General features: G+C 71.3%; 20 protein-coding genes. 5 read left to right on the plus strand and 15 right to left on the minus strand.

The genetic code is table 11. The features are described 5' to 3' along the window. Positions 1-6 precede the first annotated feature (6 nt). The 5 genes from ACFY1U_RS02865 to ACFY1U_RS02885 form a co-directional block, all read right to left on the minus strand. Positions 7-696 carry a TetR/AcrR family transcriptional regulator gene (locus ACFY1U_RS02865; protein WP_390692354.1) on the minus strand — a complete coding sequence of 230 codons (690 nt, stop codon included), beginning with the start codon at positions 694-696 and terminating at the stop codon, positions 7-9. A gap of 56 nt (positions 697-752) precedes the next feature. Beyond that, the gene (locus ACFY1U_RS02870; protein ID WP_390692355.1) at positions 753-1,793 is read right to left on the minus strand and encodes a PDR/VanB family oxidoreductase; all 1,041 of its coding nucleotides are present in this window, start codon (positions 1,791-1,793) and stop codon (positions 753-755) included. Further along, positions 1,793-2,686 carry a metal-dependent hydrolase gene (locus tag ACFY1U_RS02875; protein ID WP_390692356.1) on the minus strand — a complete coding sequence of 298 codons (894 nt, stop codon included), beginning with the start codon at positions 2,684-2,686 and terminating at the stop codon, positions 1,793-1,795. The genes ACFY1U_RS02870 and ACFY1U_RS02875 overlap by 1 nt, the downstream gene beginning before the upstream one ends. 244 nt (positions 2,687-2,930) lie before the next feature. Then, the gene (locus ACFY1U_RS02880) at positions 2,931-4,850 is read right to left on the minus strand and encodes a hypothetical protein (RefSeq protein ID WP_390692357.1); all 1,920 of its coding nucleotides are present in this window, start codon (positions 4,848-4,850) and stop codon (positions 2,931-2,933) included. A 49-nt stretch (positions 4,851-4,899) separates the two neighbouring features. Further along, positions 4,900-5,427, minus strand: coding sequence for a tetratricopeptide repeat protein (locus tag ACFY1U_RS02885; RefSeq protein ID WP_390692358.1), 528 nt, complete (start codon positions 5,425-5,427; stop codon positions 4,900-4,902). Between the two features lie 99 nt (positions 5,428-5,526). On the opposite strand from ACFY1U_RS02885, the gene ACFY1U_RS02890 reads away from it, so the two are divergent. Then, positions 5,527-5,943 carry a hypothetical protein gene (locus ACFY1U_RS02890; RefSeq protein WP_390692359.1) on the plus strand — a complete coding sequence of 139 codons (417 nt, stop codon included), beginning with the start codon at positions 5,527-5,529 and terminating at the stop codon, positions 5,941-5,943. A gap of 65 nt (positions 5,944-6,008) precedes the next feature. On the opposite strand, the gene ACFY1U_RS02895 is transcribed toward ACFY1U_RS02890, so the two are convergent. The 7 genes from ACFY1U_RS02895 to ACFY1U_RS02925 all read right to left on the minus strand — a co-directional run bounded on the left by ACFY1U_RS02895 (position 6,009) and on the right by ACFY1U_RS02925 (position 13,571). Then, positions 6,009-7,544 (minus strand): DUF1996 domain-containing protein, encoded by a 1,536-nt coding sequence (locus tag ACFY1U_RS02895; RefSeq protein ID WP_390692360.1) that lies wholly within the window; start codon positions 7,542-7,544, stop codon positions 6,009-6,011. A gap of 189 nt (positions 7,545-7,733) precedes the next feature. Continuing rightward, complete coding sequence (locus tag ACFY1U_RS02900) at positions 7,734-8,387, minus strand: LuxR C-terminal-related transcriptional regulator (RefSeq protein ID WP_390692361.1); 654 nt, start codon at positions 8,385-8,387, stop codon at positions 7,734-7,736. Then, on the minus strand, positions 8,372-9,637 hold the full coding sequence (locus tag ACFY1U_RS02905; protein WP_390692362.1) for a sensor histidine kinase: 1,266 nt from the start codon (positions 9,635-9,637) through the stop codon (positions 8,372-8,374). Before ACFY1U_RS02905 ends, ACFY1U_RS02900 begins: the two co-directional genes overlap by 16 nt. A 180-nt stretch (positions 9,638-9,817) precedes the next feature. Continuing rightward, a complete protein-coding gene (locus ACFY1U_RS02910; RefSeq protein ID WP_390692363.1) occupies positions 9,818-10,810 on the minus strand; it encodes an SDR family oxidoreductase in 993 nt (330 codons plus the stop codon). Between the two features lie 78 nt (positions 10,811-10,888). Next, positions 10,889-11,461 (minus strand): winged helix-turn-helix domain-containing protein, encoded by a 573-nt coding sequence (locus ACFY1U_RS02915; RefSeq protein ID WP_390692364.1) that lies wholly within the window; start codon positions 11,459-11,461, stop codon positions 10,889-10,891. Between the two features lie 351 nt (positions 11,462-11,812). Next, positions 11,813-12,844 (minus strand): glutamine synthetase, encoded by a 1,032-nt coding sequence (glnII, locus tag ACFY1U_RS02920; protein ID WP_390692365.1) that lies wholly within the window; start codon positions 12,842-12,844, stop codon positions 11,813-11,815. A 274-nt stretch (positions 12,845-13,118) separates the two neighbouring features. Then, a complete protein-coding gene (locus tag ACFY1U_RS02925; protein ID WP_390692366.1) occupies positions 13,119-13,571 on the minus strand; it encodes a MarR family winged helix-turn-helix transcriptional regulator in 453 nt (150 codons plus the stop codon). A gap of 66 nt (positions 13,572-13,637) precedes the next feature. Between ACFY1U_RS02925 and ACFY1U_RS02930 the strand changes: the two genes are divergently transcribed. Further along, positions 13,638-14,504, plus strand: coding sequence for an alpha/beta fold hydrolase (locus ACFY1U_RS02930; RefSeq protein WP_390692367.1), 867 nt, complete (start codon positions 13,638-13,640; stop codon positions 14,502-14,504). Positions 14,505-14,507: 3 nt separating this feature from the next. Here the strand turns inward: ACFY1U_RS02930 and ACFY1U_RS02935 are convergent, their stop codons facing one another. Both ACFY1U_RS02935 and ACFY1U_RS02940 read right to left on the minus strand, forming a co-directional pair. Further along, positions 14,508-15,236 carry a hypothetical protein gene (locus ACFY1U_RS02935; protein ID WP_390692368.1) on the minus strand — a complete coding sequence of 243 codons (729 nt, stop codon included), beginning with the start codon at positions 15,234-15,236 and terminating at the stop codon, positions 14,508-14,510. Positions 15,237-15,371: 135 nt separating this feature from the next. Then, on the minus strand, positions 15,372-15,731 hold the full coding sequence (locus tag ACFY1U_RS02940) for an arsenate reductase family protein (RefSeq protein ID WP_390692369.1): 360 nt from the start codon (positions 15,729-15,731) through the stop codon (positions 15,372-15,374). A gap of 153 nt (positions 15,732-15,884) precedes the next feature. On the opposite strand from ACFY1U_RS02940, the gene ACFY1U_RS02945 reads away from it, so the two are divergent. Beyond that, positions 15,885-16,193: a hypothetical protein gene (locus ACFY1U_RS02945; protein WP_099928355.1), complete on the plus strand. Its 309-nt coding sequence runs from the start codon at positions 15,885-15,887 to the stop codon at positions 16,191-16,193. A gap of 91 nt (positions 16,194-16,284) precedes the next feature. Here ACFY1U_RS02945 and ACFY1U_RS02950 read toward each other — a convergent pair whose 3' ends face one another. Next, positions 16,285-17,475, minus strand: coding sequence for a winged helix DNA-binding domain-containing protein (locus ACFY1U_RS02950; RefSeq protein WP_390692370.1), 1,191 nt, complete (start codon positions 17,473-17,475; stop codon positions 16,285-16,287). 299 nt (positions 17,476-17,774) lie between these two features. Here ACFY1U_RS02950 and ACFY1U_RS02955 point away from each other — a divergent pair, with 299 nt between their 5' ends. Continuing rightward, positions 17,775-19,118 carry a DUF2252 domain-containing protein gene (locus ACFY1U_RS02955; RefSeq protein WP_390692371.1) on the plus strand — a complete coding sequence of 448 codons (1,344 nt, stop codon included), beginning with the start codon at positions 17,775-17,777 and terminating at the stop codon, positions 19,116-19,118. A gap of 50 nt (positions 19,119-19,168) precedes the next feature. Then, positions 19,169-19,768: a chemotaxis protein CheB gene (locus ACFY1U_RS02960; protein ID WP_390692372.1), complete on the plus strand. Its 600-nt coding sequence runs from the start codon at positions 19,169-19,171 to the stop codon at positions 19,766-19,768. Positions 19,769-19,788: the final 20 nt, after the last annotated feature.

Here is a 19,788-nt window from a genome sequence, read left to right on the forward strand (position 1 = left end):
ACAGTCCTACGACGCCAGTGAGAGCAACCGGGCGACCAGGTCCGCGAACGGGCCGTCCGGTGGTTCGTCCTTGATCATGCGGCGCAGCAGCGCGCCCATCTCCTCGTCGTAGGCGGCGCTCACCGCGGCCAAGGCGGCGAAGTCATGGACGAGTTGGGACTCCAGTTCGGCGCGGGGAATGCGGCGGCCGTCCAGCCAGATCAGGGCCGTCGACTCGGCCAGGGAGATCCAGGAGCGTACGACCAGTTCCAGTCGGGCGGGCGGGTCCTGGACGTCCAGATGCGACAGGATCTGTTCGTATGCGGCCTGGCGTACGGAGTCGATGAGGGCGTTGGTGGCCGAGGAGCCAACGGCCGGGCCGCCGCGCATCAGTGCGGAGAAACCGGGGCCGTGGTCGTCCACGAAGTCGAAGAAGCGGCGCATCGCCCGCAGCAGCCGCGCCCCCAGCGGGCCCTCCTGGGGCTCCTTGAAGCGGCCCGCCAGATCCTCCGCCGCACGCCTCAACGCGGCCTCGTACAGGCTGAGTTTGCCCGGGAAGTAGTGGTACACCAGCGGGCGTGAGATGCCCGCGGCGGCGGCTATCTCGTCGATGGAGACGTCGTCGGGAGAGCGTTGGCTGAACAGTTCGAGGGCGACGCCGATCAACTGCTGCCGCCGCTCCTCGACTCCCATTCTGCGGCGTACCCCGGTAGTCATGCGAACACCTTACCGATCGGATCCGGCCCGGAACGGTCCGGTCCGGCCACCGGTGTTCACATATCCAGCACGAGACGCTCACTTCGTGCCCGCGAAACGCAGATCAGCATCGAGTCGGCACGCTCGGCGTCCGTCAGCAGTTCGTCGCGGTGCTCCACCTCGCCCTCCAGGACCCGCTGCTCGCAGGTTCCGCAGAACCCCTGCTCACAGGAGTAGGGCGTGTTCGGCAGCGCGGCGCGCACGGCGGCCAGCACGGTCGAGTCGGCCGGCACGGTCAACGTCCGTCCGCTGCGCCGGAGTTCGACCTCGAAGGCGGCGTTGCCGTCGGCCGACGTGCGGGGTGTGAACCGTTCGAGGCGCACCTGCGGGAACCGCTCCTGCATCGCGGCGATGAGCCCCTCCGGGCCGCAGCAGTACACGGCGGCGTCCTCGGCCGCGCCCGCCAACAGGCCGTCGAGATCGGGCAGTCCGTCCTCGTCCTCGGCGACGACGGTCGCCCGGTCACCGCCCAGCTTCTCGAGCTCCTCCAGGAACGGCATCGACGCCCGCGTCCGCCCGCCGTACACCAGCCGCCACTCCGCGCCGTCCCCGAGCGCCCGCAGCATTGGCAGCACGGGAGTGATCCCGATGCCGCCGACGACGAAGACGTACGACGGCGCCCCGACGAGCGGGAAGCGGTTCCGCGGCCCGCGCACCTCCAGCTCCATCCCCTCGGTGACCTGCTCGTGCACCTCGCGCGAGCCACCGCGCCCGTCCGCGATCAGCCGGGTGGCGACCGTGTACGACGAGGTGTCCTCCGGGTCGCCGCACAACGAGTACTGCCGCACCAGCCCCGAAGGCAGGACGAGGTCGAGATGCGCGCCGGGTTCCCAGCGCGGCAAGTCCCTCCCCTCCAGGCGCAGTTGTACGACGCCGTCGGCGATCGTCGTGCGCGAGGCGACCAGCAGCCTCAGTGCCCTTGACCGCGGGCGCCCGGAGGTCGGGTTCTCCAGGGCGGGCATGGGCCACAGCGGCGAGGTCCGGATGCGGCGCCGCATCGCCCGCCTGACCAGCATGGCCGTGCCGGCGGCGACCACGACCGCGCGCAGCTTCGGCATCACAGGGCTCCCCGCTCCGCCGCGAGGGCCGCGACCGCCGCGGGGGAGGAGGCGAGATAGGCGACGGCCTGCTCGGTGGAGCACTCCTGGGAGGGGTGGTAGGCCCGGCTGAGGTACCGCGGGATGGACCTGAGCATGTCGCCGGTCGCGGGCAGCGTGCCCCGTCTGCCCCGCACGTAGAACTCCTTGAAGCTCGCGTGGCCGTCGACCAGCGTCGGGTCGTTCTCCATGAAGAAGCGCGCCCCGCGCTGCCACAGGAACACGAGCGCCGCGAACGCGGTGGCCCAGGTGCGCACCCGTCGCCGGTAGCCGCCGTCGACGTGCATGAACAGGTCGAAGGCGACGGACCGGTGCTCGACCTCCTCCGCGCCGTGCCAGCGCAGCAGATCCAGCATGGTCGGGTCGGCACCCCGCCGGTCCAGCTCCTCGGCGTTGAGGACCCAGTTGCCGAGGAACGCGGTGTAGTGCTCGATCGCCGCGATGATCGCGACCCGCTCCATCAGCCACCACCTGCGCGCCCTGCCGGGAGGCAGCGTGCGGTCGCCGAGCAGCTTCTCGAAGAACCAGTCGACCTGCGCGGTGTACGGCGTCGGATCGAGTCCGAGCTCCCTCAGGTGCGGCAGGACCTCGTCGTGGGCCTGTGAGTGCATCGCCTCCTGCCCGATGAACCCGATGACGTCCTCACGCAGCCGCTCGTCCCGGATGTAGGGCAGCACCTGCTTGTAGACGTGCACGAACCACCGCTCACCGGCGGGCAGCAGCAGATGCAGCACATTGATGGTGTGCGTGGTGAAGGGATCCCCAGGCACCCAGTGCAGCGGGGTCTCCTCCCACGAGAAGGACACCTTCCGCGCCTTGAGGGCGACCCACTCCGAGGCCTGCTTGTTGGACATGGCGTCAATGTACTGACGGGTAAGTCCGAGGGGAACCCTTCGGCGGGGACTTGTTGACGACACTGTCAGCAAGCGGGTGGAGGGTCGAGCGGCGCTGAGCGGCCTCGGTGAAGTCCGCCGCGGTTCGGCAGCGCCCCAAAGGGGCGCGGGGCTGTATCCATGTGCGGCTCCGCCGCGGGGCGCGACCAGCCACGACCATGCCGCGGACGGTCGACGGCCCATCGCCGCACATCCCGCGGAGCGCTTAGTGCAGTCCGCTGATCTGCCGGCCGTCCTCCAGGGTCCCCGCCAGCTCGGCCCGTACGCCCTGCTTGGCCCGTACGGCCAGCAGGCTGCCCGGAGCGGAGGCGCTGACCCCTCCCGTCGTACTGATCGACGACGTCCCCGGGGCGCCGGCCGCGAGGAGGTACCAGTTCTTCGCCTCCGACTTCCACAACACCCCGGCGAGCACATGCGGGTCCTTCACCCCGCACGCCGGTACGTTCTCCGCCTTCGCCGCGACCGCCCCGTACACCCCGCCCGGCGTGTGGAACTGCGCCAGCACCCGCGTCCCGCCGCCGCGCCAGGTGTCGGCCCGGGTGCACACCCAGTCCGCCGCACCGCTCGCGTCGGGCAGCGGCTGCCGGCCGTACTCCCAGGCGTTGACCGCGCGCACCCCCGCCGAGCGCATCGAGGCCAGCGAGCAGGCGTACGGCGCCCAGGTGTGCAGGGCCGGGGCGCCGGTGACCTCGTGGGCGGCGCCGGGCCGTCCGGTGGTGAGGTGGGCGGGGACGAGCTCGCCGAGGTCGGTGCTGAGGCGGGTGCCGGTGGCGTCGGTGAGCTGGAGCACCTTCCACGACCTGCAGTCGCCGCTCTCGGCGGCGGGGCTGGCCAGCGGTGCCGTGACGCCGCCGGTCAGGGCGAGGGCCGTCGTGCCGGTGGCCGGCTTGAGGAGGTCCCGCTCGGCGGCCTGCTTCACCCAGGGGGCCGTCAGATAGCGGACGTTGCCGTCCGCCCGGTTCAGGACCAGCGCGTTCGCCTCGGAGCGGTCGGCGCCGTCGACCCGCGCGAAGTCGAGGGCGGCGCCCTTCGTGCCGCTCCTCGGCTCGGCGTACCGGGCGATGCGCAGACCGTCGTAGAGCATCACCACCCGTGCGCTGTCGACGGTCCCGGCGTACAGCAGCTGGGGCGGTCCGGAGGGGCCGCCCGAGGGGGTGCCGGGGGTCGCGGAGACCTGCACGCTCTCGCCGGGGCGGGCCCAGACGGCGAGGGCGCGGCGCAGCAGCGCCTTGTCGCCGGTGAGGTCGCCGCGGGCCGGCCAGACGGAGAAGTCGGTGCGCGCGGAGGTCGTCCAGGCGGTGGGGGCGACCCGTAGCAGCTTCGCCGGGTCCAGGGCGGCCTCGGCGGCCGGGTTCTGCGCGTACACGGGGGCCGCGGCGCCGTCGGGGGCCCAGCCGTCCCCGGGCAGACCGAGCAGCACCCCGCACACGGCGACGGCCGCCGCGGCGGCGAGCGCGGCCCTGGTGTGCTGTCTGCGGCGCATCAGATCGGTGGGCCGGGCGTGCAGTGAGCAGGGGTCGAACTCGGGGGAGTCGAGCAGGGCGTACTGCTCCGGGACGTCGTCGGCCTCCCGGAGCGCGTCCTGCGGGTCCTCGCAGCCGGCGGCGGTCAGCACCTCGACCACGTCACCGTCGGGGAGTTCCTCCAGGCCGCGCAGGACATAGGCGGCACGGGCGGGGCCGGACAGGGCGGACAGCCGCTGGTCCAGGGCGAGTTCGTCGGCACCGCCCGAACGCGGGAACAGGCGCAGGCCCCACACCTGGGGGAGCAGCGGCGGCAGCTGGGAGCGCTTGGGGAGCGCCGTGCGCTTCAGCGGCAGGCCCGCCTCCAGTGCCGTACGCAGCACCTGGAGGCGGACGAAGGCGTACCCGGGATCGCCGTTGCGCCCGGTCGAGCGGGCCGGGATCGCGGGCGCCTGCGCCCGGCCGCGGGGCAGGGCGCGCTGGGTGAGGGCGTGCGCGGTCACCACGCGCCGGTTGCGGCCGAGGCTCGGCGGCAGCACCAGGTAGGCGAGCCGGACCAGCCGCGGGTAGTGCTCGACGAGCGCGGCCTCGGCCTGTTCGACGTCGACGGCCAGGTCGGAAGGGGACGGTGCGGGGCGCGGGGCGACATCCTGTGACTGCACGTTCAGCAAAACGAGCGAATCGTGGGATAGTCACCGCCGCCCGGGTGACTTACCCCTCGGGCTCGACGAGTGCCCGCGCGTAGTTCGCCATCGATCGCTGGTAGCGGGGGAGATGGGGCGCCAGGGCGCCGAGCACCAGGGAGAGACCTTCGCGGTCCCGGCCGAGACTGGACAGGCACAGCGCCAGACAGGCCCGTACCGCGTCGTCCAACTCGTCGGAGGGCGCGTCCAGTTCGGGTGTCAGCAGCTTGACGCCCTCCTCGGGCTGCCCGGTGTTCCTGAGCGAACTGGACAACTGGATCTTGGCCCTGCGCCCCTTGTACCGGCTGACCTCGCTCAGCCCGCGCGCCAGCGCCTCCCGGTACAGCGGCACGGCCTTGTCGGAGTGCCCGGTGGAGTCCCAGGCGGAGGCCTGCTCGAAGAGACCGAGCGGGCTGCCGTCCGGCAGTTCGGCGGCGAGGGCGTCGATCACGGCCCGGAAGTCGACGGCCCGCTCTTCCGGATACTCGTCGAGGGTGGCCCAGGCGGCGGTCACGCGATCTTCCCAGTCTTGGTTCACCGGAGCACCTTCGCACACGCGTGCACGACAGACAGTCGTATTTTTGAGCGCGTCAGCTGTCCTAGCCGTATCGAAGGGGACGGGCCCAAGGGCCAGCAGAGCGACCCGGAGGAACAGATGAGGTTGACCCGACCGATGCTCGCCGTGGCCACAGCCGCGGGCGTCCTGGCGCTGGCGGGCTGCGGAACCGGAAACAGCGACGCGGCCGCCAAGGTGCCGACCGCCGCCACCGGCAGTCTGGAGAGCCTGGCCGCCAAGGTGAAGTGCAAGCCGGACATGCAGATCGACGCCGACGAGGTCCGCCAGGCCATCTGCACGACCTCCGACGGCAAGTACGTCTTCGCCACCTTCGCCACCGACCGCGGCCAGCGCGAGTGGATCAACGACGCGAAGGACTACGGCGGTTTCTACCTCGTCGGCCGCAAGTGGGTCGCCGTGGGCGAGGACAAGGTGGTCAAGGCGCTGCAGCACACGCTCGGCGGCGACGAGGAGATCGGCACCAACCACAGCGCGCACGCCGGCCACCACGGCTGAGCTTCGCGGCACATACGAAAAGCGGGCGGTGGGAGATTCCCACCGCCCGCTTTCCTAGGGCCTCGTCACTGGCAACGCTGCCCGCTGTTGATGCAGTTGGCGATCTTGTTCGCCAGGTTGTTCTTGAAGACCGCGATGAAGTCGTCGTGGTCGGTGGCCGCCTTGTGCAGCTGCTCGGGGAAGCCGTCCACCGCGTAGGCGTTCTTCACCTGGCCGTTCTGCAGGACAGGCGGGTTGATCTTGTACACCAGACGCATCGTCAGCTGCGGGATCGCCTTGAAGCCGTTCTGGCAGTTGCCGTTGGCGTCGGCGAAGGCGACGTGCGTGCGGTGGTTGGCGCTGTCGATGTTCTTGCCGTCCCAGCAGGACTGGAAGGCGAAGGTGCGCACCACGTTGCTGCCCTGCGGGCAGATCGGGTACTGCGTCGTCAGCTGGACCTTGTTCTCGAAGCCGGTGCAGCTCCAGTGCGCGTTGGCGTTCGCCAGGCCGTTGGTCGTGGTCTTGGCGTCACCGGTGATGATGCGCAGGAACTGCGGCATCGCCGTGACCTTGCTGGTCGGGCTGCCGACGTACTTGATCTGCGCCTGGACCGGCGTCAGGATCTTGCCGACGTTGCCTTCCTTGCCACCGCCGAGGGCGTTCTGGTCGAAGTCCTGCGTGCCGTCCTGGATACGCACCACCGGCCAGTAGTAGGCCGACAGGTCGCCCTGGTTCTGGCAGCTGGTCTGGTCCGCGATCAGCGTGTTGTTGTTCGCGAACGCGTTGACCTTCTGGTTGCCGACGTAGTCGTGCAGGTGGTGCGCGCCGTTGGTCACGCCAGGGGCCACGATCACGTTGTCCGTGTTGTGGTTCTTGTTGGCGTTCACACCGCACTTGGTGATGAAGACGCCCTTCGAGGCGTTGCCGTTGGCCTGCGGTTTCGCGGCGACGTTCGGCTGGACCTTGGTGATGTCCACGAAGTCGGCCGCGACCGGGCCGTTGCCGGCCTGACCGCCGATGTTCTGAGCGGCACCGGCCTGGCCGTTGCCCTGCTGCTGGCCACCGTTCTGCTGCTGGCCGCCATTTTGCTGCTGCTGGCCGCCGTTCTGCTGGCCGCCGTTCTGCCCACCGGCTGCGGTGGTCTGGTTGGCGGTCTGCGTCGTGCAGGCGGCGAGGGCCTGCAGCCCGGCCGCGTCGACCTGGCCGCCCACGCGCTGGATGTCGATCCGGATCCGGTTGAGGGTCGCGGCTCGCTTGTCCTTGAGGGGGCCGACGATCGCGTTCTGTACGAAGTTCGCGTCGCCCGCCTGCGCCTGCCGGGTGGAGGCGAGCCGGGTGTAGGCCTCGGTGACCTGCTTGTCGAGGTTCGCCAACTCCGTGGCCACACCCTGCTGGGCCTGCGCCGGCACGTTCGTCAGCTTCTGCTGCACGTCGGGGCAGGCGATCGTGGCGACCTGACCGGCGGCGGCCTTGGTCTGGTTCTGCCCCGAGTTGTTGGACTCGTGCGCCGAGGCGTAGAAGTTCGCCCAGATCAGCCCGCCCCCACCGAGCGCTAGGGCCGCCGATGCGGCTATGGCCTTGGTGGCCAGCGGCGTACGGCGTTTTCGTGTGTTGCGTCCCATGGAACTCCTCTGACTTCCTTGCGGGCTTGGCGGGGCATCGAGGCGCCCGACAGGAGTGAAGCGGCGCCCTCTCATACGCAGGTGGTCCCAGGGGTGTTCAGCAGCCCCACAAACAAATCAGAGGTTTACCGGGCCTTTGCGACCCAACCGCCGCCTGAGCAGCGAAAGTTACGGAGAATCAGCAACCGCTTACTGGTCCCGGTCCAGATAGGCGAGTACCGCCAGGACACGACGGTTGTCGTCGTCCGATACCTCCAGGTCCAGTTTGGCGAAGATGTTGGAGGTGTGTTTGGCAATGGCCCGTTCTGTGACCACCAGCTGCCCGGCGATCGCCGCGTTCGAGCGGCCCTGCGCCATGAGTTCCAGCACCTCCCGCTCACGGGGCGTCAGCCGCGCGAGCGGCCGGTCGTCGGCGGCCCGCCGCGAGAGCAGCTGCTGGATCACCTGCGGGTCCATGGCCGTACCACCGGCCGCGACCCGCCGTACGGCGTCCACGAACTGGTCCGCCTCGAACACCCGGTCCTTCAGCAGATATCCGACCCCGCCGCTCCCGTCGGCGAGCAGCTCGCGCGCGTACAGCTGCTCCACGTGCTGCGAGAGCACCAGCACGGGAAGCCCGGGTCTGTCCCGGCGGGCCCGCAGCGCGCACTGCAGCCCCTCGTCGGTGTGCGTGGGCGGCAGACGTACGTCGACCACGGCGACGTCCGGCTCCAGCTCGGCCAGCGCCCGGGCGAGCTCGGGGCCGGACTCGACGGCCGCGGCGATCTCGAAGTCGTAGGCCTCCAGAAGCCGGACCAGACCGTCGCGCAGCAGGAAGAGGTCTTCGGCTAGGACAACACGCAAGGGATCTCCATGGTGACCATGGTGGGACCGCCCGCGGGAGAGCTGACGGCCAGGACGCCGTCGAATGTACCCAGGCGCCGCTCGACCCCGGCCAGGCCCGAACCGGCCCCGATCGCCGCGCCGCCCTTGCCGTTGTCGGTGACGGTGATCCGCAGCTTGTCCTCGCCGTGATGCAGGTCGATCCAGATGCGGTCGGCGCCGGAGTGCTTGACCGCGTTGGTGAGCACCTCACTGACCGCGAAGTACGCGGCCGACTCCACCGGAGCGTCCGCGCGCCCCTCCAGCTCGACGTTCACCTCGGTGGGCAGCGGCAGCCGCAGCGCCAACGCCCTCACGGCGTCGCCCAGTCCTCGTTCGGCCAGCACCGGCGGGTGGATGCCGCGCACCAGGTCGCGCAGTTCGGCGAGCGCGTCCACGGAGGACTGCCGGGTCTGGGCGAGCAGCTGCTTGGCCTTCGCCGGGTCCTTGTCGAGGAGCATCTCGATGGTGCCCAGGTCCATGCCCATGGCCACCAGCCGCGCCTGCGCCCCGTCGTGCAGATCCCGCTCGATACGGCGCAGTTCGGCGGCGGAGGTGTCGACGGCGTCCTTCCGGGTCTCGGTCAACACCTGCACCCGCTCGGCAAGTTCGGCCTGACTCGCGCCGAGCACGGACCGGGTGAGCCGGAAGTGGGCGGTCAGCAGGGAGGGGGCGTAGCGGTAACCGAGGGGGAGGAGCACGAGGGCCAGGGCGCCGGCACCGAACGCGGAGGCCTGGTCGGTGACGTGGACGAAGCCGTACCAGTAGCCGCCGGCCTCCGACAGGGGCCGCCACAGCCCGGCCGCCACCGCCAGGCCCTCCAGGGGGTAGAAGACGAGCAGCGCAGGCAACAGCGCGGTGACGAACCCCGCCGTCATGTCCACCTGCAGCCAGCGCACATCCCGCCAGACAGCCGGGTCGCGCAGCATGGCGTAGGTGCGCGCCCAGGGGTTGGCCCCCTCGGGGACCGGCCGGTACGCCGACGGTATCCGCACCCCGCACCACTGAGCTGCGAGCTCCCGCCGCTTGTCCGCGAGGGTTCGCACCGCGTCCAGGATCGGTGGGGTCGTGACGACGCCGACGCCGATCGGTATGAGCGCGACGGAGACGAGCGTCAGGACGAACAGCAGCACCGACAAGGGCAGCACGGCCACGGCCAGTGCGAGCCCCCGTACGGCAGCCAGTAGTACCTCGCGGGCCCGCCCCCGGGCACGGTGCGTGTCGATGTTCATGGCAGAAGTCTGGCCGAGCGGGGGCGGGGGGTCACGGGGCCAGGCCCCCGGGCTGGGGGGTGGTGCTGAGTACACCCCGGGGGCAAGCGCCCTGTTTTCAAGGGGCGCGGGACCGTGTCGATCTGCGGCTCCGCCGCGATGGCGGGAGCGACAAGCCCCCACCGGCCTGCAGATCGCTCACTACCCGCCCAACACCTTCGCCTCCACCTCCGGGTCCAGCCCGACCGGCGGCCGGTCCGGACGTTGCGGCGCCCTGCCACCGATCCCTTGGAGCCACCGCCAGGTGTCGGCGACGGTCTCGTCCACGGGGCGGCAGACCAGCCCCGAAGCCAGCGCACGGGAGACGTCCGCGCTGTGCAAGGCGTCGTGCCCTTCACTCCCCGGCGGTGTCCACACGGGCAGATCGGTCCACGGCTCGATGCCCGCCTCCAGGATCACCCCGGGGTCGATCCACCGCAGCTCCGCGTCCGAGCCGGTGACGGCGACGCACGCGTCGAGCAACTCGCCCATCGTGGCGTGCCCCTGGGGGCTGATCATGTTGAACGGTCCGCTCAGCTCCTGCTCCGCAGCCCCGAGGATCCACTCGGCCATGTCCCGCGCATCGACGTACTGGAGCGGAAGATCCCGCGGCCCCGGGGCGAGGACCGGCCCGCCCCGCGCGATCCGCCCCAGCCACCACGGCAGCCGGCCGATGTTCTCGTACGGGCCGAGGATCAGCCCAGCCCGTACGAGAACGGAGCGGTCCGCCCCGAACGCCTCGACGGCGGCGATCTCCGCGCCACGCTTGTCCCGTGCGTAGTCCGTCTGCTCCGCGTCGGGCTCGGCACCTTCGACCACCGGGGCGCTCTCGTCGTACCCGGCCGGTGCGGGCCATGCGTACACCGAGCAGCTCGACACATACACATACCGCCCGGCACGACCCCGCAGCAGCCGTGCCGCGCTGTGTACCGCCCGGGGCGCCGCCGACCAGGTGTCGACGACGGCGTCCCACTCGCCCTCCGCGAGGGCGGCGAGCCCGTCGGGCGCGGTGCGGTCGCCCCGCAACGCGCGTACGCCGTCCGGGAGCCGGTGCCGTCCCCGGTTGAGGACGGTCACCTCCCAGCCGCGCCCCAGGGCCGCCTGCACGACGGCCCGTCCCGCGAACTCCGTTCCACCCAGCACCAGAAGTCTCATGCCGGTGAGCCTGCCCGGTCGGCCCGCGGGACGGAACGGCAATCTGCCGTCAGCAGAGGAGAAACGGCCGGTGGACGGTCAACGTCCGGTCGGCGGCGTGTACTTGTACCCGACCCGCCGCACCGTCTGGATCGTCCCGCGGTGCTCGGCGCCCAGCTTGCGGCGCAGACGCGCGATGTGGACGTCGACGGTGCGGCCGTCGCCCACATGGCCGTACCCCCACACCGTGGTGACCAGCTGGTCGCGGGTGTGCACCCGGTGCGGATGCGCGACGAGATGCGCGAGCAGCTCGAACTCCAGGTAGGTGAGGTCGAGTTCCCGTCCGTCCACCTCGGCGGTGCGCTGCACGGAGTCGATCAGCACGAGCGGGTTGCCGCTGCCTCGCTCCTCAGCGGTGGGGTCGGGCACCGCCACGGGAAGGAACGGCGGCTGCTGGTCGGCCGGGACGAGCACCAGGTAGCCGATCATCGGCGGCTGGCCCGGCAGGGTGGGAAGGGTGTGCTGCGGAGCGGGCAGCCAGGTGGCGCCCGGCGGCAGGAAGTCCGTCACGTCCACGACCTCGTCCCGGTCGACGGCCCGCAGCCGGTGCCGGGCGCCGTTCTGGGCGGGGGAGGTGAGGGTGGCGGTGGAGAGAGAACGAGTGGTCGCCATGAGAGGTCAGCTCTTTCGCGCGAGGAGTTCGTCTGGGAGGACGGCGGCCGCGATTCGTGGTCGGGCTCGCCGGGACGTACGTCGTGTCGCGCTGGCCGAAGGCCGGGGGTGTACGGCTTTAGAGGGCCGGCGCGTTCATCGCGCGGCAACACACCCGGTCGAAGTCGTGGTGCTGACGGGAAGGCCAGAACGGCTCGAGGTCATGGCGACCCGTCGCGGTGTGGTTCTGGAAGCTGGCCATGACCTAATTGAAGCAGACGCCGGCCCCGCCGAGGACCCTTCTCTCACTACTTGGACGGCAAAGGGGCGCCCACCGCGAACGGTGGACGCCCCTTTTGCGGACATCCGGGATCAGACCTGGCCGGCCTTCTCCAGCGCCGAGCAGCAGGTGTCGACGAGCAGCCGCGTCACGACGTACGGGTCGACGTTGGCGTTCGGACGGCGGTCCTCGATGTAGCCCTTGCCGTCCTTCTCGACCTGCCACGGGATACGGACCGAGGCGCCGCGGTTGGAGACGCCGTAGGAGTACTCGTTCCACGGGGCGGTCTCGTGCAGACCGGTCAGGCGGTCGTCGATGCCGGCGCCGTAGTTCTTGACGTGGTCGAGCGGCTTGGAGCCCTCGCCCAGCGACTCCGCGGCGGTGATGATCGCGTCGTAGCTCTCGCGCATCGCCTTGGTGGAGAAGTTGGTGTGCGCGCCGGCGCCGTTCCAGTCGCCCTTCACCGGCTTCGGGTCCAGCGTCGCGGCGACGCCGAAGTCCTCGGCGGTGCGGTAGAGCAGCCAGCGGGCCACCCACAGGTGGTCGGAGACCTCCAGCGGGGAGACCGGGCCGACCTGGAACTCCCACTGGCCGGGCATGACCTCGGCGTTGATGCCGGAGATGGCGAGGCCCGCGGCGAGGCAGTTCTCCAGGTGGGCCTCGACGATCTCGCGGCCGAAGATCTCGTCGGCGCCGACACCGCAGTAGTAGCCGCCCTGCGGGGCCGGGAAGCCGCCCTTGGGGAAGCCGAGCGGGTAGCCGTCCTGGAAGAAGGTGTACTCCTGCTCGATGCCGAAGATCGGCTCCTGCGCGGCGAACTTCTCGGCGACCTCGGTCAGCGCGGCACGGGTGTTGGACTCGTGCGGCGTGAAGTCGATGTTGAGGACCTCGCACAGGACGAGGACGTCGTCGCCGCCGCGGATCGGGTCCGGGCAGGTGAAGACCGGCTTGAGGACACGGTCCGAGGAGTGCCCCTCGGCCTGGTTCGTGGAGGACCCGTCGAAGCCCCAGATCGGCAGCGCGTCCAGACCGGCGGGCTCGCCCGCGATGATCTTCGTCTTGGAACGGAGCTTGGCGGTCGGCTGGGTGCCGTCGATCCAGATGTACTCAGCCTTGAAGGTCACGGGCCACTTCCTTCGGGGATGTGTCTACGCACTTGCGGGTGCTGCGGCGCTGCGGCACTGAGGCGCCGCGGTGGATGCCCGCGAGCCTGTCAACAGGCGATTTCCCGGCCATTGCTCAAGTGTGAACCCCGTGTTACCTGGCGGTGGTGTGGCGCGATTCACGGTGTGAGGGTGGCTACGGCACAGCGAGTCGACAGGTCGACCCGGTCGGCGCGCGCGTACGGGCCGTCGTACGGCGGCTCGTATGCGATGGGGTTGTGCGGGGACCGCAGGGTCAGCCACCGGCCGCGGCGGCGTCCCGCACCCCGGCGAGGAACCCCTTGATCGCGGCCAGCTCCCGCTCGTCGTATCCCCGCAGCAGCTCCACCGTCTGCTCGATCAGCGGTCCGAAGAAGGCCCATCCGAGCTCCACGGCCCGCTCGTCCACCTCGATGACGACCTTGCGCCGGTCCCGTGGGTCACGGACGCGCCGCACATGACCGGCCCGCTCCAGCCGGTCCACCAGCGCGGTGGTCCCCGCCGAGTTCAGCCCGAGCGCGGCCCCGAGCCGCCCCGCCGTCATCTCCTCTCCCGCGCGGGAGGCGTCCATGAGGGCGATCAGGGCGCGTACGTCCGTGGGGTGCATGCCGTTGCGGGACGCGAAACGGGCGCTGTGCAGGGCGAGTTCGACGGTCGCGGCACGCAGCAGGTGCACGACCTCCAGCTGTGGGCCCCGGGGGTTCGGCACGGGCTGCCTCCGTCTATTATCTCGTTCGTCGAGTATCTCGCTCAACGAGATAATAAGGGGGTTACGGTGTCTGCTCGCAGCGCCTACGACATGGACGGCTTCCTCGCCGCGTACGACAAGGTCATGGCCAAGTGGCCCGCCGAGCGCGAGGCGGTGACCGTCCCCACGCCCTTCGGGACGACGTGGGTCAACATGTGCGGCCCTCTCCACGCGCCCGCGGTCGTCCTGCTCCCCGGCGGCGGGGGAGCGACCTCCGCCGGCTGGTACGCGCAGGCCGCCGATCTGGCGCCCACCCACCGCGTGTTCGCCGTCGACCTCCCCGGCTGCGCGGGCCGCGGCACCGAGGCCGGCGACCGTCACCCCCGTACGGTCGCCGACCTGGTGGTCTGGCTGGACGCGGTCCTGGACGGCCTCGGCCTGGCGGAGACGGACCTGGGCGGGCACTCGTACGGCGGCTGGATCGCCCTGCACTACGCGCTGCGCGCACCCGCACGCGTGCGCCGCCTCTTCCTCCTGGACCCCACCCAGTGCTTCGCCGGTTACCGGCCCGCGTACCTCCTGCACGCCCTGCCGCTGGTGCTGCGTCCCTCGGCCCGCCGGGTCCGCGCCCTGCTGGAATGGGAGACCGGGGGAGTGCCCCTCGACCCCGACTGGCTCCGCCTCCAGGAGGCGGCCGCCGGCTTCCCCTCCGTCGCGAAGCCGGTGACCGGTCCGCGCCCTGCGCCGGACGCGCTGCGCGGGCTGGACATGCCGGTCCTGCTGCTCCTGGCCGGGAACAGCAGGACCTGTGACACGTACGAGGTGGCGGAGAAGGCGGGTGCGCTGCTGCCGCGCGCGGAGACGGTCGTGGTCCCCGATGTCTCCCATCACGCGCTGCCGCAGTCCGCACCCGCCGAACTCGGCCGCCGCCTCACGGAGTTCCTGAGTCCTTGAGCCTCACCCCACCTTCTCGATCAGCGCATGGCGGATCAGGAACTTGCCGGGCTCCCGGACCTGTTCGAAGGCCGCGTTGTTGAGCAGGGCGCAACTGCCGGAGACCGAGGTGACCTTCACCGTCGTGGACTTGTTGTTGTCCAGGTTGGTGACCTTCAGGGTCGTCCCCGCGGGGAACTGGTTGCTGGAGGCCGCGGGTGCGCCGCCCTCGCCGGACAGGGTGACGGTGGAGCCGTTGCACACCTGCTGACCCGAGGCGGCAGCGCCGCCACCCGCGTTCCCGTTCGCGTTTCCCGCGGGCGCCGAGGCCGCCTGCGAGGGCTGCGCGGACTGCTGTGCGCCTCCCGCCTGCTGGCCCCCCGCCTGCTGTCCCGCACCGTTCTGCGCCGACTGCGTCGCCTGGGAGCCCTGAGCCGACTCCCCAACGGTGCAACCGGACGCCTTCTGCTGGACCTTGATCTGCGCGATGACCGCCTCGCGGTTGGCGATCCGGGCCGCGGACTGGGCGTCGGGGTTGGCCTTCTGCCCGTCGATGAACTTCTGGTTGTTGCCGAGGGCGGTGGCGAGCCCCTGGCAGACGTTCGAGTCCGCGGCCGACAGGGTCTTGGCCTGGGGGCTCTGTGCGGCGTTCGAGGTGCTCGCCATGACGAAGGCGCCACCTCCCGCCACCGCCGCCGCGCTCACCAGCAGCGCGATCTTCTTCTTCGTACCGAGACTTCTCCTACGCGACATGCGCGCCTCCTGAGAGGTAGGGGAGCGTACGCCGCTATGTACGAGATACCGAACGAAGTTACTCAGTGGTTACAGGAGTCACTGACGTAACGTACGTCACAGGGAAGTTGAGGCCGGGTTTCTGAGGCCGGGTTCCTATCGGGACAGGGCGTCCCGTACGGCCTCGTCGGTGCGGCCGACCACCGCGGTGCCGTCGTCGGCGGTGATGATCGGACGCTGGATCAGCCTGGGGTGCTCGGCGAGCGCCTTGACCCACCGTGCGCGCGACGAGTCGTCCCGCGGCCACTCCTTCAGTCCGAGCTCCTTGGCCTCGGCCTCCTGGGTGCGGGTGATGTCCCACGGTTCGAGACCGAGACGGTCGAGGACGTCCCTGATCTCGTCCTCGCTCGGTACGTCCTCCAGGTAGCGGCGAACGGTGTAGTCGGCGCCCTCGGCGTCGAGCAGGCTGATGGCGCTGCGGCACTTGGAACAGGCTGGGTTGATCCAGATCTCCATGGGGTCAAAGGTACCCCTGAGGTGCCCTCAAAGCCGCTGTGGCCAGGGCCTTTTGTCAGTGCCGGGCGGTACACTAGAAGAAGTGTTCGAGGGTGTGGGGGGTGCCGAAACCCCCGTTCATTCCCACACCCTCACCGCGACAGGAGGATGCCTGTGCCCGCTGCCGCACTGAAGCCGAAGCCGACCCAGTCCACCGCCAAGCACCCCGTCCTGCTCGACCTGCCCTACGCCCCCGTGGAGAAGCGCCCGCTGCCGCCGGGCCGTCCGCGCGAGTGGTACGTCACGCACAACCGCCGCCTCAAGGCGATGCGGCTCGCCATCGCCCTGCTCGACAGGGGGGTGTACGTACCCAACCAGGCCCGCAACGAGACGATTCGGAGCACGGCCGAACTGATCGGCGTCCACCCGCCGTCGGACACGACGTGCCACATGGTGCGGGCGCTGATGCGGTACTCGCGGTAGGCGTGGTGCCGGGTGCCCCGCGCCTGCGGGGTGCCCGGCACGTGCGTGGCAGCGGGGGGCCCACGACGGGCTGGAGATGCGCGACCGGCGCTCAGAGCCGTCCCGCCAACTCCTTCTCCAGCGGCGTCCGGAACCGTGGGGTCACCTTTGTCGCCCCCACCCACCCCCGCAGCCGCTCCGCCTCCACGGCGATCGCCTCCTCGGCCTCGCGCCCCACCCCGTCCGTGTCGAGCAGCCGCCAGACGATCTCACCGTCGGGACGCTGAGCCCAGCCGCCCACCACTCGGCCGTTCCACCACACCGTCGGCCCCACATTGCCGCTGTAGTCGAACAACGACGGCCGCAGCTCCGGTGCCAGATACCAGTCCCGCTCCCGCCACCCCATCGCCGTCGGATCCAGCGCGGGCAGCAGCGCCGCCCACGACCGGTCGGGGCCCGCCACCGGCTCGACGTCACCGTCGACGACGTACCCCGTGCCCTCGTCGAGAGACACCTCCTGCGCGCCGATCGCCGCCAGCGCACGCCGGACGTCCGTGACCTTCCAGCCCGTCCACCACTTCAGATCGGCCTCCGTGGCGGGCCCGCATGCCGCGAGCCAGCGGCCGAGCAGCACCGACTGCGCCTCGGCCACGTCGAGTTCGGGGTGCGGCGGGGCCACGGCCCAGCGGAACTGGCTGGACGTCCAGGAGCCGAGCGGCCGTCCCCGTACGACCTTGCCCTCCACGCCCAGCACCCGCAGCAGCCGGGTCGAGACGGTGTGCACACCCTCGTAGCTCTTCCCGGCCGCGTACACGAACTGCTCTCTCAACCGCGGCTCGTCCTCGGCGAGTTCGGCCGCGGTCGCCTGCCCGCGCCGGGCCAGGGCCGCCAACGCCGACTCCTCGACGTCCTTCAGCCACGCCGCGTCCGGCGCCCCGGCCTTCGCCATGTCCTTGAGCAGCGAGGCCCGCTCCCGCCCGGCGACCGTGAGTCCCGTCGAGGCGTGCACGACGGCGGTGAGGTCCGTCGGGAACACGAACACCGTGTGCCGCATGCCGTGCATCCGCACCAGTGAGCGGTCCGTGTACAGCGCCCGCTCGGTCTCCGCCACGGTCCCCGCCGGGTCCGCGAGCCGCGCGCCCACGGCCAGATGCACCGTCGCCGGGTCCGACCCGTGCAGCGCCACCAGCGTGCCGGCGACCTCCTCCGGGCTGCCCGCCCGAGCCACCGGAGCCAGCCGCTGCCGCAACGCAAGCCGCGCCCGCCGCTCCGCCACCCCGACGTACCGCCCACCGCCACCCATCCAGGCCTCCCCGCCACACCATCCGTGCCCTCATCCTGCAACAGACCACTGACAACGAAGGGTCCCGCTTGATCTTTTCAGCCCGTCGTGGGGGTCCCCCCCCGCTCGAGCGAAGCCGAGAGCGGGGGAGTTTGAGGACGAGGGATCCTGTACCGCGCGCTGCCGCAAACCCCCGTCACCCGATCGCCGCCCCCGGCATGCGCCCGCCCCCGCCCCCGCTTTCACTGCGAGCAGGAGGCGATGGCAGGCGACCGCACCGGAGGCGTGATGGGCAGGGGCGGTGAACCGCGGTGGGTGGCGTGAGTTCGTCCGTCGTCCGCGCCGAGCGGGGGAAGGCCGCCCGTCGGCGGGTGGCGCGTTCCGCTCATGCCGGGTGGGTTCCGCCCGTCGACCGGCCCGACCCCGTTGCCGTACTGGAGCGGCAGGGACGTGACCGGCTGTCCGAGCTGCTGCCGATCCGGTACGGGCGGATGGCCGCGTCGCCGTTCGCGTTCCTGCGCGGTTCGGCCGCCGTGATGGCCGCCGACCTCGCCTCCCGCCCGCACACCGGGCTGACCGTGCAGCTGTGCGGCGACGCACACCTGCTGAACTTCGGTCTGCACACCTCCCCGGAGCGGGCGCTTGTCTTCGACCTGAACGACTTCGACGAGACGTTTCCCGGCCCCTTCGAGTGGGACGTCGAGCGGCTCGCCGCCTCCGTCGCCGTGGCGGGGCGGGCGAACGGGCACGCCGAGGCCAAGGTGCGCCGCGCGACGCTGGAGGCGGTGGCCGCGTACCGGACCGCCATGCGGCGGCTGGCCGGGCGGGGCGAGCTCTCCGTCTGGTACGAGCGCATCGACGCCGACAGCCTGCTGCCCCTCGTCCGTTCCGCCGGCCGGCGGAACGGACAGGTCGCCTCCAGCCTGACCCGGGCCCGCCGCCGCACCAGCCTGCAGGCCCTCGGCAAGCTCACCGAGGTCGTCGACGGACGCCGCCGGATCATCCACGACCCGCCGCTCCTCGAACCCGCCGGCGCCTCCGACATGGCCTCCCTGCGCAAGATCTTCAGCGACTACCGTTCCACCCTCACCGAGGAGCGCCGCCTGCTCCTGGACCGCTACCGCTTCGCGGACGCCGCCCGCAAGGCCGTCGGCGTCGGCAGCGTCGGCCTGCGCTGCTTCGTCGTACTCCTGACGGGACGGGATCAGGGCGACCCCCTGTTCCTGCAGATCAAGGAGGCACGGAAGTCCGTATGGGAGGAACATCTGCCGCACGGGCCCTACGTCCATCCCGGGCATCGCGTCGTCGCAGGTCAGCGGCTGCTGCAGGCGGCCAGTGACATCTTCCTGGGGTGGATGAGCGGGCCGGAGGGGCGCGCCTTCTACTGGCGGCAGCTGCGCGACACGAAGGGCTCCGCGGACGTGGCCGGCATGAGCCCGGCCGACCTGCTCGGCTACGCCCGCCTCTGCGGCACCGCCCTGGCCCGCGCCCACGCCCGCTCCGGCGACCGCATCGCCATCGCCGCCTACCTCGGCGGCGCCGACACCTTCGAGCAGGCCGTCGCCGACTTCGCCCTCGCCTACGCCGACCAGACCGCCGCGGACCACGCAACCCTGGGCGCGGCGATCGCGGCAGGCGTGGTCGCGGCCTCCCCCGAGGCGTGATCACACCCCAGAACCTGCCTCACCCCGCCCAGGAGACCTACGCTGACCGAGTGCAGCTATCCGAGCCCCCGACCGACGGTTTCGAGGTCGTCGCCGTAGCCTCCTCGGCCGGCGGTATCAACGGCCTGGCCACCCTGCTCGGTGCTTTCGACGCCGGGCTCCCGGTGCCGGTCCTGGTCGTGCAGCACCTGGACCCCCGCCACCGCACGGTCATCGCGGAGGTCCTGGACCGCCGTACGGAGCTTGATGTGAAGCTCGCCGAGGACCACGAGCGGACCCGGCCCGGCACGGTCTACATCGCCCCGCCCGACCGGCACCTGCTCGTCGGCCCCGGCGGCCTGCTCACCCTCACCGACAGCGAGCTGGTCCACTTCGTCCGGCCCTCCGCGGACCTGCTGTTCGAGTCGGTCGCGGGTGCGTACGGGTCGCGGGCCATCGCCTGCGTGCTGACCGGGACCGGGCGGGACGGTGCGATGGGTGTGGACGCGGTCAAGTCGCGCGGTGGCACCGTGATCGCCCAGGATCCGGCGACGGCGGAGTTCAGGGGCATGCCGGAGGCGGCCGTGGGTACTGGCACAGTGGACTTCGTGCTACCTCTGGAGGAGATCGCCGCGGTGATCCGCGGGTTGGTCGAGACCAAGAGGCAGTAGCAGAGAAGTGGGCGACAGCG

Source organism: Streptomyces sp. NPDC001351, from assembly GCF_042896045.1.
GTDB lineage: Bacteria > Actinomycetota > Actinomycetes > Streptomycetales > Streptomycetaceae > Streptomyces.